At 40.4% G+C, this 16,598-nt stretch carries 15 protein-coding genes; 8 read left to right on the forward strand and 7 right to left on the reverse strand.

The window, feature by feature from the left end; genetic code table 11:
- The first annotated feature begins 153 nt into the window (after positions 1–153).
- The 6 genes from ACIPUA_RS15670 (at position 154) to ACIPUA_RS15695 (ending at position 6,253) form a co-directional block, all read left to right on the forward strand.
- Positions 154–948 carry a class I fructose-bisphosphate aldolase gene (locus ACIPUA_RS15670; RefSeq protein WP_042848324.1) on the forward strand — a complete coding sequence of 265 codons (795 nt, stop codon included), beginning with the start codon at positions 154–156 and terminating at the stop codon, positions 946–948.
- 13 nt (positions 949–961) lie between these two features.
- A complete protein-coding gene (locus ACIPUA_RS15675; protein ID WP_042848322.1) occupies positions 962–1,519 on the forward strand; it encodes a glycerol-3-phosphate responsive antiterminator in 558 nt (185 codons plus the stop codon).
- 38 nt (positions 1,520–1,557) lie between these two features.
- Positions 1,558–3,111: an FGGY-family carbohydrate kinase gene (locus ACIPUA_RS15680; RefSeq protein WP_166687358.1), complete on the forward strand. Its 1,554-nt coding sequence runs from the start codon at positions 1,558–1,560 to the stop codon at positions 3,109–3,111.
- 15 nt (positions 3,112–3,126) lie between these two features.
- Positions 3,127–3,888: an SDR family NAD(P)-dependent oxidoreductase gene (locus ACIPUA_RS15685; protein WP_042848319.1), complete on the forward strand. Its 762-nt coding sequence runs from the start codon at positions 3,127–3,129 to the stop codon at positions 3,886–3,888.
- A gap of 17 nt (positions 3,889–3,905) precedes the next feature.
- Positions 3,906–4,901: a 2-hydroxyacid dehydrogenase gene (locus ACIPUA_RS15690; protein WP_449059856.1), complete on the forward strand. Its 996-nt coding sequence runs from the start codon at positions 3,906–3,908 to the stop codon at positions 4,899–4,901.
- Positions 4,902–4,996: 95 nt separating this feature from the next.
- Positions 4,997–6,253, forward strand: a complete 1,257-nt coding sequence (locus tag ACIPUA_RS15695) for a PTS galactitol transporter subunit IIC (protein ID WP_042848317.1) — start codon at positions 4,997–4,999, stop codon at positions 6,251–6,253.
- Between the two features lie 54 nt (positions 6,254–6,307).
- Here the strand turns inward: ACIPUA_RS15695 and ACIPUA_RS15700 are convergent, their stop codons facing one another.
- The 7 genes from ACIPUA_RS15700 to kdpF all read right to left on the reverse strand — a co-directional run bounded on the left by ACIPUA_RS15700 (position 6,308) and on the right by kdpF (position 14,652).
- Positions 6,308–6,697, reverse strand: a complete 390-nt coding sequence (locus ACIPUA_RS15700; RefSeq protein ID WP_071547830.1) for a DUF5329 family protein — start codon at positions 6,695–6,697, stop codon at positions 6,308–6,310.
- 83 nt (positions 6,698–6,780) lie between these two features.
- Positions 6,781–7,464 carry a two-component system response regulator KdpE gene (kdpE, locus tag ACIPUA_RS15705; RefSeq protein WP_071547831.1) on the reverse strand — a complete coding sequence of 228 codons (684 nt, stop codon included), beginning with the start codon at positions 7,462–7,464 and terminating at the stop codon, positions 6,781–6,783.
- Between the two features lie 16 nt (positions 7,465–7,480).
- Positions 7,481–10,168, reverse strand: a complete 2,688-nt coding sequence (gene kdpD, locus ACIPUA_RS15710; protein ID WP_449059857.1) for a two-component system sensor histidine kinase KdpD — start codon at positions 10,166–10,168, stop codon at positions 7,481–7,483.
- An 8-nt stretch (positions 10,169–10,176) separates the two neighbouring features.
- A complete protein-coding gene (gene kdpC / locus ACIPUA_RS15715; RefSeq protein WP_042848309.1) occupies positions 10,177–10,770 on the reverse strand; it encodes a potassium-transporting ATPase subunit KdpC in 594 nt (197 codons plus the stop codon).
- A 10-nt stretch (positions 10,771–10,780) separates the two neighbouring features.
- Positions 10,781–12,844 (reverse strand): potassium-transporting ATPase subunit KdpB, encoded by a 2,064-nt coding sequence (gene kdpB / locus ACIPUA_RS15720; protein ID WP_449059858.1) that lies wholly within the window; start codon positions 12,842–12,844, stop codon positions 10,781–10,783.
- A gap of 13 nt (positions 12,845–12,857) precedes the next feature.
- Positions 12,858–14,561: a potassium-transporting ATPase subunit KdpA gene (gene kdpA, locus ACIPUA_RS15725; RefSeq protein ID WP_042848305.1), complete on the reverse strand. Its 1,704-nt coding sequence runs from the start codon at positions 14,559–14,561 to the stop codon at positions 12,858–12,860.
- A 1-nt stretch (position 14,562) separates the two neighbouring features.
- A complete protein-coding gene (kdpF, locus tag ACIPUA_RS15730) occupies positions 14,563–14,652 on the reverse strand; it encodes a K(+)-transporting ATPase subunit F (protein ID WP_042848304.1) in 90 nt (29 codons plus the stop codon).
- A 422-nt stretch (positions 14,653–15,074) separates the two neighbouring features.
- On the opposite strand from kdpF, the gene ACIPUA_RS15735 reads away from it, so the two are divergent.
- A complete protein-coding gene (locus ACIPUA_RS15735) occupies positions 15,075–15,281 on the forward strand; it encodes a YbfA family protein (protein ID WP_042848302.1) in 207 nt (68 codons plus the stop codon).
- Positions 15,282–15,538: 257 nt separating this feature from the next.
- Positions 15,539–16,282: a type 2 GTP cyclohydrolase I gene (locus ACIPUA_RS15740; protein ID WP_042848301.1), complete on the forward strand. Its 744-nt coding sequence runs from the start codon at positions 15,539–15,541 to the stop codon at positions 16,280–16,282.
- The last annotated feature ends 316 nt before the right edge of the window (positions 16,283–16,598 follow it).

Raw genomic sequence — 16,598 nt, forward strand, 5'->3', positions numbered from 1 at the left:
AAATTGAATTTATATTTTTAAAAAAGATCAAATAATCTATTACTTGGTTTTAATAATTAAAAATATAAATAACAGGGTCAGTGAACTGAAAGCCCTCAGAGATCTTAATCAGATCTCTGAGGGCTTTTTTTGTTTTTATTCTAAGGAAATATTATGTCAAAACAACGTCGTTTATCTAAGATTTTTGCTCAGGATGGGAAATCCGTTACGCTAGCATTAGATGGTTATTTTTTCTCGACAAAAACAGAAGGTATCGATAATACAATAAAACAAATGCCAGAATTAGTCGCTAATGGGTTGGATTGTGCGCTGGTAACTTACGGTATGGCAAGGAATTACCAGAAGGAGTTTAAAGACATTTCGATTGTGCTGCGTGTTGATTCAACGGTGAATGTATATGATAACAGTGTACCTGACACGCAACAGGTATTTACGACAGAGGACGCACTAAAAATAGATGCTGATGGCATGGTTTGTATGACCTTTCCTGGCGCATTTAATGAAGAAAAAACCCACGCTATGGTCGCTAGATTGGTAAAAGAAGCAGAACAATGGAATATGCCTTTCATTGTAGAATCATTGCCTTATGGTTACCCAGTGACTAGTCCAGAATCCAATGAAGCCAAAGTTATTGCGGATGCCGCCCGTATTGCCGTAGAGCTGGGTGCTGATGTGATCAAAACGCGTTTTTCAGGTACCGAAGACGACTATCTGATTGTTGAAGCTTCGATGGTCCCTGTTTTAGCTTTGGGTGGACCAAAAACAGATACACTTGGCTACTTTAAATTTGTAGAGCATTGCATGAATATGGGGGCTAAAGGTGTTGCGGTTGGGCGTAACATTACACAAGACCCTAAACCTATCGCAATGGTTGCAGGTTTAAATGCCATTATTCACCAAGGGGCATCACCTGAAGAAGCTTATGCTCTATATCAAAATACAAAATAATTGGAATTAAATAATGAATTTAAATAACACCGTTATTCCATCAGTCAGAAATTACAAATATTTTGAGAAGGCATTAAATTGTCGTTCTGAATATATTTTATTACCAGATGCCGATATTGGTAATTTGCAATCTATGATTGGAAAATGCCATAAGGCAGGGAAAAAAGTTTTAGTCCATTTAGAATTATTAGGTGGATTTAAACCTGACCAATCAGGTATTACGGTGCTTAAAAACTTTTATAAAGTTGACGGTGTTATTTCTTCAAATTTTACAGCTCTACGTTATGCAAAAAAAGAAGGGTTAGACACAATATTCAGAGTATTACTAGTGGATTCTCGTTCATTAGAGCAAGCAAGTAATATGGTTAAAAACAATTCAGTTGATGTTGATGCTATTGAATTATTACCAGCTGAATATGCCTGTAGTTGTTTTGATTTATTAAAAAGAAGCTTTAATCAAAGTAATAAACCATTCATTGCAGGTGGATTTGTAAAAAGAAAATATATTGTCGATAAAATTTTCTATACCGGCTTTAACGGAATTACAACCAGTGAACATACCCTTTGGTAAACAACAATTATAAAAATCCGATTACAAAGAGGCTCATAATGAAAACACAATATGTCATGGGCATTGATAATGGTGGAACCGTCACCAAAGCAGCTATCTATAACCTAGAAGGCCAGGTCGTCTCTATTGCTTCAAATACGACACGAATGATCACTCCAAAACCTTTTTTCACTGAAAGGGATATTGCAGAACTTTGGCAATCAAATCTTTTAGTTATTAAAGAGGTGCTAAAAAAATCCGCTATAGATGCTGAGGATATTATTGGTATATCTGTGACAGGTCACGGAAATGGGTTGTACCTCGTTGATGAACAGGGAAATGCGACGCGTAATGGTATCGTATCCACAGATAATCGAGCAAAACAATATGTCGAAAACTGGTATCGGTCACCTCGATTTGAAAGTGATATTTTGCCAAAAACGATGCAGTCCATCTGGGCAGGGCAGCCTGTTGCGTTGCTTGCATGGTTGCGTGATCATGAACCTGAGAGCTTACAAAAAGCCCGTTATATTTTTATGGTCAAAGACCTGATCCGTTTTTATTTAACAGGTGAGGCATACCAAGAGCTGACAGATATTTCAGGGACTAACTTAATTAATGTACGTGACCGTTGTTATGACGATGAAATTCTTGAATTTTGGGGCGGTTTAGAGTGGAAAGACAAGCTGCCACCAATCAAATTATCAACAGATTGTTGTGGGTATATCACCCCCGAAATTGCTGAGTTGACGGGGCTAAGTGCGGGTACTCCTGTATCAGGGGGGATATTTGATATTTCAGCATCATCTTTAGCATCGGGTGTTAACCAAATTAATAAATTAGCGATTGTGGCGGGGACGTGGAGTATTAATGAATACGTAACAGACAAGCCAGTCGTTGATAAAAACCTATTTATGACATCTATTTATCCAATGGAAAATAGATGGCAAATTACAGAAGCCAGCCCAACCTCTGCCAGTAATTTAGAATGGTTTATTACACATTTTATGGCAGCGGACAAACAACTCGAAGAATCGAAGGGTGGTTCAGTTTATGAGCTTTGTAATCAACTCGTTGCTGCAACAACACCAAGCGAAAGCCAACTCATGTTTTTTCCTTTTGTTTTTGGTTCCAATACCATTCCAGATGCAACAGCAGGGTTTGTTGGTGTCACTAGTTTTCATCATCGTGGGCACTTTTTGCGTGCTATCTATGAAGGGGTCGCGTTTAGTCATCTTTATCACGTTGAAAGGTTAAGAAAGATTAACCCACAACTCAGTGATGTGGTTCGTATTGCTGGAGGGATAACGCATTCCCCAGTTTGGCTACAAATTTTTGCTGATATCTTCCAGTGCCAGCTTGAAATTGTAGATGTTCAAGAACACGGCACACTGGGTGCGGCCATGACAGCGGCCGTGATGGAAGGGCATTTCCCAGATGTATTTGCTGCCTGTGAAGTGATGGTCAAAGTAGCCGATATCATCAAGCCGGATACAGCGAATAAAACCGTTTATCAGCAAAAGTACGCACTGTATAAACGCATGCTTGATGATATGCAAGCTACATGGAAATCCCATAGTCGTTCACCAATGCATATGTTAGCTACTGAATAATAAAAGGAATTAATTATGAAACTTCACTTACAAGGAAAAAACGCATTAGTGACAGGTGGGGCGACAGGGCTTGGACGTGAGTTTGTTCGTTCATTAGCACAAGAAGGCGTTAATGTCTGTTTTACTTACCGCAGTCATCCTGACGATGCAGAGTCATTAGTGAAAGAAATCAATGGGAAAAGTGGTGTAAAAGTCCAAGCCATTAGAACCGATTTAAGTGATAGCGAAGCTATCGATACCCTATTCGATAGTGGGTTAAGTGAGTTCGGGCAGTTTGATATTTTGGTCAATAATGCGGCTGTTTGGCTATCAGGTAAAGTGAGCGAAATCTCATTGGAGGATTGGGATAAGGTGATGAATGTGAATTTGAAATCAGTTTTTCATCTAAGCAAGCTATTTGTTAACCAATGTTTAGCTAAGGAAATAACAGGTTCGATTTTGAATATCACCTCACAAGCAGCTTTTCATGGTTCAACAACTGGGCATTCTCATTATGCGGCCAGTAAAGCAGGGTTAGTGGCTTTTTCAATCTCATTAGCTAGAGAAGTGGCAAAACAAAATATTAATGTGAATAACATTGCAGTAGGCATTATGGATACGGAGATGATCCGCGAGAATTTGCGCAATAATGCGGAATATTATCTTAATCGTATACCAAATGGTCGCGTCGCTTCTCCATCCGAAATTGCAGATATCGGGGTATTTTTAGTTTCACAAAAAGCGAGTTATATGACTGGTGCAACCATTGATGTGACCGGTGGCATGTTAATGCGTTAAGTAAAAGGGGAAAGAAAATGAAATGCCTTGCGATTGCCGATTTATTCATTAAAAAGAATACGATGGATTTAGGCTTAGAGAAATTACGTAATAACGGTATTGATGTGACGGTTAATCAGTGGACTCACGGCTCCATCGAAAAGCTTCAAGAAGATAACTTACAAATTGAGCAGCATGGTTCAGAAGCGGTAATTTTACCCGTTGAACTGTATACAAGTGCACAAGATGCTGAATTAGTGGTCACCCAATTTGCGCCAATAAATAAAGCGGTGATTGATAGTTTGCCAAAACTAAAATATATCGGGGTACTGCGTGGCGGTATTGAAAATATTAATGTTGAATATGCGAAAAGCAAGGGAATTAAGGTGTTCAATACACCAGGGCGTAATGCGCGTAGTGTCGCTGAGTTTACTGTCGGGTTAATGTTATCTGAGACGCGTAATATTGCCCGAGCACATGACGCACTTAAAGATAAACATTGGCGTAAAGATTTTCCTAATGCAGATGTTATTCCCGAAATAGGCGGGAAAATAATAGGATTAGTCGGTTTTGGGCATATTGCACAGTTAGTTGCTAAATTTTTATCCGGTTTTGGGTGTACAATTTTATATTATGATAAATATGTGAGCGATATTGCTGGGTTTACTAAAGTTGAAACCTTAGAAGAATTAGTTTCCCAAGCGGATATTATTTCCTTACATGCAAGGCTATCCAGCGAAACACAAAATTTAATTAATAAAAAACATTTTGATTTAATGAAAAAGACCACCACTATTATTAATACGGCGAGGTCAGGTTTAATTAATGAAAGTGATTTGATTGAAGCATTAAAGAATGGAAGAATCATGGGGGCGGCAATTGATACCTTTGATGATGAACCACTAAAAGATAATAGTGAATTTTATTTATTAGATAATATCACTATCACACCTCATATGGCGGGGAGTACTCTTGATGCATTTAGCAATACACCAAAATTATTTTCAGAGTTATTTCTGAAAGAAATAAAATAGAGTTATTAAATTAAAATAAAAATTTAATATTAAACGATAGAATGCGTGCTATTACCATGCATTCTATTTCAAATCCTTTTACGTGAGAAAATGCTATGGATATTATCAATAGTATTATAGGCCTTGGTGCATCTGTCATGATGCCCATTATTTTCTTTATTATTGCATTATGTTTTGGCGTAAGAGTAGGTACAGCATTTAAAGCAGGAATGCTTGTGGGAATTGGCTTCGTCGGCGTTGGATTGGTAATTAATTTATTATTATCTAATCTTGGCCCTGCATCGCAATCAATGGTAGAGAAAATGGGATTAAACCTAACGGTTGTTGATACAGGTTGGCCTACGGCATCAACGATTGGGTGGGGTTCTCCGATTATGTTACCGGTAGTCGTAGGCTTTATTGTGATAAACCTATTAATGGTTGTTTTTAAAATGACAAAAACCATTAATATCGATATTTTTAATTATTGGATCTTCTTACTTGTTGGTTCAGTCGTTTACGCAGGTACTGAAAGTTATTGGCTCTCAATTGGTATCACCTATGTTATTTTTATTTTAACATTAGTTGCTGCGGATATTACTGCGCCTTATTTACAGCGAAACTATAATTTAAAAGGAATTTCGTTCCCGCATTTAACTTGTATCATGTATGTTCCCTTTGGAATAGCAACTAACTATATTATTGAAAAAATACCGGGGGTTTCTAAAATTAATTTAGAACCCGAAACGATCAATAAAAAATTTGGTGTTTTTGGCGAGCCATTAACACTCGGGTTTATTCTTGGTTTAGTTTTAGCATTAATGGCAGGTTATAGCATTAGTGAGTCTGTTGCGTTGGCCGTTACTGTATCTGCTGCAATGTTATTGCTGCCTAAAATGATCGAAATATTAGTTCAAGGTTTATTAATTGTAAGAGATGCCGTTGAAGCTAAATTGAAAAAAGTATTTCCTAATCGAGACTTCTATATAGGAATGGATACCGCTTTATTAATTGGGGAGCCATCAGTATTAGCGACAGGGCTTTTACTCATCCCAATGGCAATTGTGCTCGCATTTATTTTACCGGGTAATAAAGTATTACCTTTCGTTGACCTTGCTTCATTAATGTTTTTATTAGCAATGGTTACGCCTTTCTGTAAGCGTAATATGTTTAGAATGTTTATTTGTGGAACACTTGTCCTTACATCTATTTATTATGTTGGGACAGATATTTCTAAAGAGTATACACAGGCGGCAGTTAATTCAAATATCCCTGTCCCAGAAGGTATTTCTGAAATGACAAACATTGTCGGTGGGGCAACAACACCAGCAGGTTGGGTGGCTGTTAAAGTCGGGGAGATGATAGCAAACTAGTCAATCATCCAGTAGGTGTTTTTATTTATGGTTAAAAACACCTACTGTGACTTCTTAATTTTTATCCACACTGTTTTTCAATAAATCATGTAAATATTGATTGGCAGGGAAAACATTACCTTGTGCATCCTTGACTTGGTATTCTTCCCCTGTAACCGATGATTTTGAAGCAACGTTATCGATAAATTGTTCAGTAGTATTGAGGCGTTTCTCAGTTTTACGCAGTTTTAATCTCAAGTGAGATTCAGCATCAGTTGCAGAATGCTCCGTACCATTACGAGTAAAAGTCAGGTTTTGTTGTTTACCGAGTTCTGCTAATAATGATTCAGTACGAATTTTTTCTTCAGGGCTTAATGCTAGAGCTTGAGTGGTGACAAAAACACTTAAAAAAAGCACTAAAGCAGAGGAAAAGCGGTTTGATAGTTGGGCTGTAAGTGATTGCACGAATTTCTCTCCATAGAAAAAAGGTGAGTGAATTATAAGCAGCCGTTTAATTTAAACTATCGGTAAGATTCCTAGAATTCAATTTAAGGCATAAAGCGATAACCAATGCCTGTTTCTGTAAGTAAATGAATTGGGCGAGTTGGGTCATTTTCTAATTTTTGCCGCAAATGGCCCATATAAATTCGCAAATAATGGTTATGCTCAATATAGCTCGGCCCCCATACTTGTAATAATAAATGCCGTTGGGTTAATACTTTGCCGCTGTTAGCAACTAACTCGCTGAGCAAGCGGAATTCAATGGGAGTAAGGTGTAATTCTTCATTTTGCTTAGTGACAACCCGATTAATAAAATCGACCGTAATATCACCAAATTGAAATTGTGAGTTTTCTTGTGCCGCTTTGCCAAAACGACGCAAGGCGACACGGACTCGTGCGAGTAATTCGCTGATGCCAAAAGGCTTAGTCAGATAATCATCAGCACCTGCATCAAGGGCGGCAACCTTTTGAGATTCGTCTTCTCGAGCGGATAAAACGATGATAGGAATACTGCTCCATTTGCGTAAATCACGAATTAAATCAAGCCCATCGCCATCAGGCAACCCAAGGTCTAAGATAAGCAAGTCGGGTTGCCGTGTCCCAGATTCAATCAACCCGCGTTGGTAGTTTTCTGCTTCAAAAACTTTCCAGCCTTCACCTTCCAGCGCAAGGCGAACAAAGCGGCGGATCTCTTTTTCATCTTCAACGATCAGGATTTGATGAGTACTCACAATAGTGGTTGTGCTCCTAAATTTCGGTTTCAATATCAGGTAGTTGTTTTAAAGGTAAAACAAAGTGGAAGCTGGCTCCACCTTTATTATTGTTCTGAGCCCATATTTCCCCTTCATGTAATTGAATAATGGCACGACAAATAGCAAGGCCTAAGCCAACTCCGGGAATGGCTGATTCTTTTTGCGCTCGAGAGAATTTATCGAAAATAGTTTTTTCTTGTCCATCAGGGATTGCATTGCTGGCATCCCAAATTTCAATATGAATTTTTTGCCCTTCAACCCTCGCCTTAATACCAATTGGGGTATCTTCATGGCTATATTTTACGGCATTTTCTAATAGGTTGATAAGCACCCGCTCTATCAAATTGGCATCACAATAGAGTAATAAATCAGCTGGGATATCAATATCTAAAGGATGACTATGTAAAGTATAGTCTAATGTTCTGACAGCGCTACTGGTAATTTCTTGTAGTGATTGCCACTCTAAATTAGGTTGAATGCCACCAGATTGCAGCCGTGCCATATCGAGTAAATTATTGACTAATCGCGAAGTACTCAGAACTTGTTGGCGCATTTTATTAACTTGCTCAGTAAGTGGCGAGTTTTCAGCAGACAAATTCAACATTAATATTTCAGTTTGCCCAAATAAAACGGTTAATGGTGTTTTTAGGTCGTGTGAAAGGGCCGCGAGTAATGAATTACGCAATTGCTCACGTTCAATATCTAATTTTGCGGATTCGGCTTGTTTGGTTAGCTCTAACCGAGCAAGGGCACTGGCAATTAACCCAGTGAAGGTTTGTAACATACGTTGTTGTTCTGGGATCAACAACTGGCGCATATTTCTAGGTTCAATCGCTAAGACGGCAAGTGTTTGATCTGCGGTTGTTATAGGTTGCAATTGATAGGGGACGCTGGGAAGAGTATCGGTGCCAGCTCCTGCGGGTTGGCGTTTATCAAAGCTCCATTTGGCAATTGCATTATCAATTTGCATTGCACTGTGCCCCTCACATTTTAAGGGCAATAATTGCCCCTCAGCATTGGGTATTAATAAACAGCTTTTGGCTTGGAACGCGTTATTAAGGAAGTGATAGCCTGTTCTGTCGATGTCATCGGTGCTGAGTGCTTGCCCTAATTCTTTTGTCATTTCATATAAATGTCGCGTTCGTTGTTCACGATAACGGGCAATTCGGGCTTGATAGCGCATGCCAGCAGTTAAATTCCCCACAACGACGCCAACAATTAGCATAACCGTAAAGGTGACTAAATATTGCATATCCATTATAGCAAGGGAAAAATGGGGCTGAACAAAGAATAAATCAAAGCTAATAACATTAATTAGTGCCGCAAAGACAGAAGGGCGCCTGCCATAAAATAGCGCGATAAGTACCACGCCGAGTAGATAGAGCGTGACTAAGTTGGCTTTATCTAACGCTAACAAAAATGTGCGTGAGAACACGGTAATTGCAGCACACATCACAATCGCCATCAAATAACCGTTCATGTCTGAACGCCATTTTTCAGAGAAAGGTTTTCTCTCTGGTTCTTTATCCCATTCGCTTTTTTCTTCTAGCGCGACGATCACCAAGTCAAGGTCTGGCCCTAATTTGCCAAGACGGTCAGCAAAGCCAGGACGTAAATTAAATATGGGCCATTTACGTTGCTTATCGCGACGACCAATCAGTATTTTGCCCAAATTATGTTCTCGAGCATAACGTAATATGGCTTTTTCTTCAGAAGGGTCAGATAACGTGGCGGTTTCAGCGCCTAAATCTTGAGCAAGACGTAATGCCTTTAAAATGGCTCTGCGCCGAGCCTCGGGTAATTGATGGAGCGCAGGAGTTTCCACATATACAGCATGCCATACACTGCCAAACTTTGCGGCAAGGCGAGCCGCGGTGCGAACCAACTTTTCATTACCCATATTATGACCAATACATAATAGAAGGCCATCCCGGGTATGCCAGACAGGGGCTTGTCCCTTACCATCACGAAATTCCCGCATCTGGTCATCAACGCGATCGGCAGTTCGACGTAGAGCCAGCTCACGTAGCGCGATGAGATTCCCTTTACGGAAAAAATGTTCGATTGCTCGCTCTGCTTGCCCAGAGATATAAACTTTGCCTTCTTTTAGGCGTTGCCGTAAGTCATCAGGAGGCAAGTCAACTAATACGACTTCATCTGCGGCATCAAAAATATGATCAGGAACCGTTTCACGCACTCGAATACCAGTAATGCTTCCGACGATATCATTTAAACTTTCAATATGTTGAACGTTAATGGTCGTAAGGACATCAATACCAGCATTTAATAGCTCTTCGACATCCTGCCAGCGTTTAGGGTGTAGGCTGCCATTAGGATTACTAAATGCTAATTCATCCATTAAAATAATGGCTGGGTGCCTAGCAATTGCGGCGTCAATATCAAAAGCAGTTAAACGGCGTCCCCTATGTTGGATACGCTTTGGTGGTAACTGTGAGAGACCTTCAAGTAACGCAGCTGTTTCTTCGCGTTCATGGGTTTCTACTACACCAATAAGCACATCTAATCCTTGTGACCTTAGTCTTTGGGCTTCTTGAAGCATGGCATAGGTTTTCCCGACGCCAGCACAGGCGCCGAAAAAAATTTTTAATTTGCCACGGCCTGTTTCATTGGCCTTTACCAATAAATCGTCGGGATTAGGGCGACTAGGTTCCTGATTTTTCATAATAGGCCTTAGTGAGTTTGGCTATTGGCTTGTTGCTGATATTCATCAAGAGCAAGGTTTAACTTTAAGACATTAATAACAGGCTCGCCTAAAAAAGCGAATACACTATTTTCAGTATGAGTATTAATTAATGATTTTACCTCTTCTAGTGGGATCTGTCTGTGTTTAGCAATTCGCGGGGCTTGATATAACGCCGCATCAACAGAAATATTGGGGTCTAATCCACTGGCAGAGGCTGTTAATAAATCAACAGGGATGCTCTTGTCAGCCGCTGGGTTTTCTGAGCGAAGTTGGGCACTTCGTTGTTCCATTGTTTGTAATAGTAATGGGTTGCTAACGGCTAAATTACTACCGCCAGATGCTAATGTATTATAAGGGGCTTCAGCGGTTGCAGAGGGCCGCCCATGAAAGTAATTTTCACTTTGTATATTTTGTCCAATCAGTTCAGAACCGATAACCTGATCATCTTGAGTGAGTAAGGAGCCATGAGCTTGCCAAGGGAAAAAGACATTAGCAAGCCCTGTCACCATCAATGGGTAGGCGATCCCTGTGAATAAAGTGAGAATTATTAACATAATAATAGAAGAGCGGATCATGTTCATTATCAATTCCTTATATCCCAAATAAGCGAATAAACATATCAATTAATTTAATCCCAACAAATGGCACTATTAACCCACCTAAACCATAGAGGCTTAAGTTACGTTGCAACAATGATTGGGAGCTCATAGGGCGATAATTGACCCCTTTAATCGCCAATGGGATCAAGAAAATTATAATTAAAGCGTTAAAGATCACCGCTGAGAGAATCGCAGATGCAGGTGAATGTAACTGCATAATATTTAATGCATTAAGTTGAGGCCAAGTGACAGCAAAAGCGGCTGGAATGATGGCAAAGTATTTTGCAATATCATTGGCTATACTAAAGGTTGTTAATGAGCCTCGTGTCATCAACATTTGTTTACCAATATGGACGACCTCAATTAATTTGGTTGGGTTAGAGTCTAAATCAACCATGTTACCTGCTTCTTTGGCCGCTTGTGTCCCTGAGTTCATCGCTACAGCCACATCCGCTTGCGCTAATGCTGGGGCATCGTTGGTACCATCACCCGTCATGGCAACTAGTCGGCCTTCTGATTGATATTGGCGGATTAATGCGAGCTTGGCTTCGGGGGTTGCCTCAGCGAGGAAGTCATCGACACCGGCTTCTGCAGCAATAGCGGCGGCTGTTAAGTGGTTATCTCCGGTGATCATAACTGTTTTGATCCCCATGCTACGCATTTGAGCAAATCGCTCTTTCATTCCCCCTTTAACAATATCTTTTAATGCTACAACACCGAGTACTGTTTGGTCGTCCACAACAACAAGAGGGGTTCCCCCTAAATGAGCGACTTTTTCAACTAATTGGTCGGCTTCTATCGGGAATTTACTGTGGTTTGCTTCAACGTAGCGGCGTATCGCATCCGCAGAACCTTTGCGGATCATTCTTTCTCCAATGTTGACACCGCTCATACGAGTCATTGCAGAGAACGGAACAAAGGTAGCATTCAGGCCATGAATATCTCTTTCACGTAAATTAAACTTTTGTTTCGCCAACACGACAATACTACGCCCTTCAGGGGTTTCATCGGCTAAAGAAGAAAGTTGAGCTGCATCTGCTAGTTGCTGTTCAGTCACACCCGTTAAAGGCAAAAACTCAGATGCTTGTCGGTTACCAAGGGTGATAGTACCGGTTTTATCGAGTAATAAGACGTCGACATCACCCGCAGCCTCCACTGCACGACCGCTGGTGGCAATCACATTTGCACCTAACATACGGCTCATCCCTGCCACACCAATAGAAGAGAGTAACCCGCCAATAGTGGTTGGAATTAAACAAATTAATAAAGCAATAAGGACTAGAATAGAGACCGCACTACCTGCGCCTGCATAATCGGCAGCAAAAACCGTGAATGGGTACAAGGTGGCGCATACCAACACGAAAATAATCGTCAGGGCGGTTAACAGGATCGTTAAAGCGATTTCATTGGGGGTTTTACAACGTTGTGCGCCTTCAACCATTGAAATCATTCGGTCTAAGAATGTTTCACCGGGGTTTACGGTACATTCAACAATTAACCAATCAGAAAGAACGCGAGTCCCTCCGGTGACTGAGGAAAAGTCACCACCGGATTCACGGATCACAGGAGCTGACTCACCAGTAATTGCACTTTCATCGACAGATGCACCACCTTCAAGCACTTCACCATCGCAAGGGATTGTTTCTCCAGCATGGATAAGCACGATATCCCCTTTACGTAACTGGCTTGAAACCACGATTTCTTGAGCCGCATCCATTGATGCAGAAGCCAAACGAGTTGCGTTACTTTGCTGTTTTACCCCTTTTAAACTTTGGGCTTGTGCCTTACTTCGCCCTTCAGCTAGCGCCTCGGCAAAATTAGCAAAGAGCAGTGTAAACCATAGCCATAGTGTCACCATTCCACTAAACCAAGCGTTACCCTCAGTGTAATGAGTTACCATTGCTAACCATAAAAGGGTGGTGATAATACTGCCGATATACACCACGAACATCACGGGATTTCGCCATTGTGCTTGCGGTGTGCATTTTTTGAATGCTTCAAAGATAGATTGTTTGATTAATTTATTATCAAATAATTTGATGTTATTACTTTTCATTTTCTTCCCCTCATTATCCCGCGAAACCGATGTGTAGTTGCTCTGCAATTGGACCTAACGCAAGGGCAGGTACAAAGGTCAGCGCACCAATGAGAAGTACAGTGAATACAAGCAGACCAATAAATAACGGACCTGTTGTGGGTAATGTTGCATTACTTTGCGCTTGAGGTTTCTTGCTTGCCATCGAACCTGCAATGGCGAGAACTGGCAGAATGACGCCAAAACGTCCTAAGAACATGGTGACCGCCAATAGCAGGTTGTAAAACGGTGTATTTGCGCTAAGTCCAGCAAACGCGCTACCGTTATTATTCGCTGCGGAGGAAAAAGCGTATAACACTTCACTAAACCCGTGAGCACCTGGGTTTAAGATCCCTGCACGCCCAGCTTCAGTCATTAATGAAAGTGTGGTACCCAGTAGTACTAAAGTGGGAGTCACTAAAATAGCCAGTGCAACCATTTTCATTTCGCGCACCTCGATTTTTTTACCGAGATATTCAGGAGTACGACCAATCATTAGCCCAGCAAGGAATACGGCGAGTAAAACAAATAGCAACATGCCATATAAGCCAGATCCCACACCGCCGAAAACCACTTCACCGATTTGCATTAACCACATCGGCACCATGCCACCCATCGCAGTAAAGGAATCATGCATTGCATTAACAGCACCGCAAGAGGCAGCTGTTGTTACAACAGCGAATAATGCGGAGCCTAAGATACCAAAGCGGCTTTCTTTTCCTTCCATATTGGCAGTGGTAGTCGCATGGAATTCACTTAAAAATGGATTACCAACATACTCTGCTTTGATAACCGCTATGGCAGCAACGACAAAAATAATCCCCATCACCCATAGCAGAGTGTGACCTTGTTTGTTGTTGCCAACGACACGCCCAAAAGCAAAACATAACGCTGTTGGAATTAGAAAAATGGCTAACATTTGTACGAAATTGCTTAATGCCGTTGGGTTTTCAAATGGGTGTGAAGAATTAGCTCCAAAGAAACCGCCTCCGTTAGTACCGAGTAGCTTAATTGCTTCTTGAGAGGCGACAGGCCCCATTGGTAATAACTGGTTGCTATTATTTAGGTTATTAACTAATAGGTAATCTGAGAAGTTTTGGATAACACCTTGGCTAACAAAAAATAGAGCAAAAATAATCGCTAATGGGAAAAGTAGATACACAGTAATACGGTAGATATCCACCCATGCATTACCAACCGTTTTACGACCATGGCGTGAAAATGCTCGGATAAGGGCGAAAACAACGGCAATCCCTGTTGCAGCGGAAAGGAAATTTTGTACTGTTAACCCAGACATCTGGCTTAGATAACTTAATGTGTTTTCACCGCTATAGGATTGCCAATTAGTATTTGTGACAAAGCTAATTGCGGTGTTAAAGGCTAAATCCCAACTCATTCCCGGAAATTGTTGTGGGTTAAGGGGCAAATGACCTTGGAATATTAATATAGAAAACAGCAATATAAAGCCTAAAATATTGAACAGTAAAATCGATAAGGCATATTGTAGCCAAGTCATTTCCGCCATTTCTCGCCCTGGCTTTTTTACGCCGCCTAAGCGCCAAAGAAGGGCTTCGCTTTTTATTAGCGTACTCGGTATATCGCTATCAATTAACCGAGCAATACCATTGCCTAATGGTTTTGCCAAAATAAACAGCACGAGTAAAAAGCTACCGATAATTAAAATTGTGGTAGTGGTCATATTAAAAATCCTCCGCGCTTAGCAGGGCATAGACCAGATAAACCAGCAGTAACACAACGAGAACTGCCCCAATAATGGAAAGTAATGACACAGTATTTTCTCCTTATTATTTCCATGCAATAAGGCTAAAACTTCCGTTGTAAAGAAGCTGATAAAAAATAGACCTTCGGTGTAAAAAAAGTATAAAAATGTATTTTTATACGAGGGAATAAAATAAAACAGGGATGGCGAGTTAAAGTGAATAATTGTTATGTAAATGTTGCTGGTTTGTTTGTTTTTGACGCAACCAGGTTAAATAATGTAATAAAACAACGGAATTTATCATTTTATTATGTAAATTTTAATTTATAGTGGTCAGATGAGTAGTTTTATTACACAGTTTGCGCTATGATATTGACAGTTAATTTTTATATTATCTGTTCGGTTTTAGTCGCTCTTCTAAACAGTCATTATTTGGGGTTTTAGAGCAATTCTGGAATCGACAAATAGAGTGGCAACTGAAGGAGGATACCGATGTCCACATATCGCGAATATTCCCGTAATCAGGTACTTGCACGCCGCACTGCTGCTGTTACAGCTGGCATTATTGCGTTTCCGGTTATGGTTTTTCATCCGCAACGAGCAAAATTTTATAGCCATTTACACAAAGTATGGGCTAAAACCAGCGATAAGCCCGTTTGGTTAGAGCGTTCAGAAGCCACGTTTGAAAGCCATCATTAATAATTGCTTTGCTTTTAAGTGGTAATGCCATATCCCTGCAATGACCTATTGTGGGGATATTGTTTTTTTTATCCCTCATCCTGTTTTTCTTTTCCTTATTGCCTTTCTTTATTACCTTTCTTTTTGGTTAGCATCCTTATTTACAGCAAATAACACAGAAAAAAAGCATGTTTCCGTTTATGCTTATTGATTATCAGTAAATTACATTCAAAATGATGGGGTTGACCCTATAGCGGTGTAGTAAAAAGGACCACATAATGCATAATTTAAGATTAGAAGAAATCATTAATGATGAGCTGAAAATTAGTGAATTCCAAGATTTTGCACCAAATGGATTGCAGGTTGAGGGGCGCCCTCATGTGCATAAAATCATCACCGGTGTAACAGCCTGCCAAGCACTACTGGACGTGGCAGTTGAAAAGAAAGCAGATGCTGTGATTGTTCACCATGGCTATTTTTGGAAAAATGAGCCCGCAATTATTAAAGGTATGAAAAAAAATCGCTTAAAAACATTATTAGCGAATGATATTAACCTTTATGGTTACCATCTTCCTTTAGATGCTCATCATCAATTAGGTAATAATACTCAGCTTGCGTATATCATGGGTGTGCAAGTAAATGGCCAAATTGATCCATTAATGCCATTCGGTTTCTTTGATCAACCGATTACACCACAGGAATTAACCCAGCGCTTAGAGTCCCGCCTTGGTCGCAAAGTGTTGCATTGTGGTGACAATGCTAAAGATGAAATTCGCCAAATTGCATGGTGCACAGGGGGCGGACAAGGCTTTATCTTACAAGCCGCCGAGTTTGGCGTAGATGCATTTGTGACAGGTGAAGTTTCAGAGCAAACAATCCATATAGCAAGAGAAATGGGTATCCATTTCTACAGTGCAGGGCATCATGCGACAGAGCGTTACGGGATTAAAGCGCTGACTAAGTGGCTAGTTGATCACCATGGGTTAGACGCAGAGTTTATCGATATCGATAACCCAGCCTAATTCTCGTCATATTTCGAGCTGTGGCGGTGTTGGCTACACTCGCGACCCCTAGTCACATACTTGTGTATGCTCCTAGGGAGTCGCTCATTTGCCGCCTAGCCACAACTCGAACTATTTAGAGAATTAAATTTTCAAGCTAATCTTCATTGATTTTCTAAATCTAACCTCGGCGGTGTTGGCTACACTCGCGACCCCTAGTCACATACTTGTGTATGCTCCTAGGGAGTCGCTCATTTGCCGCCTAGCCACAACTCGAACTATTTAGAGAATTAAATTTTCAAGCTAATCTTCATTGATTTTCTAAATCTAACCTCGG

This window comes from Providencia sp. AGC89 (genome assembly GCF_053543535.1).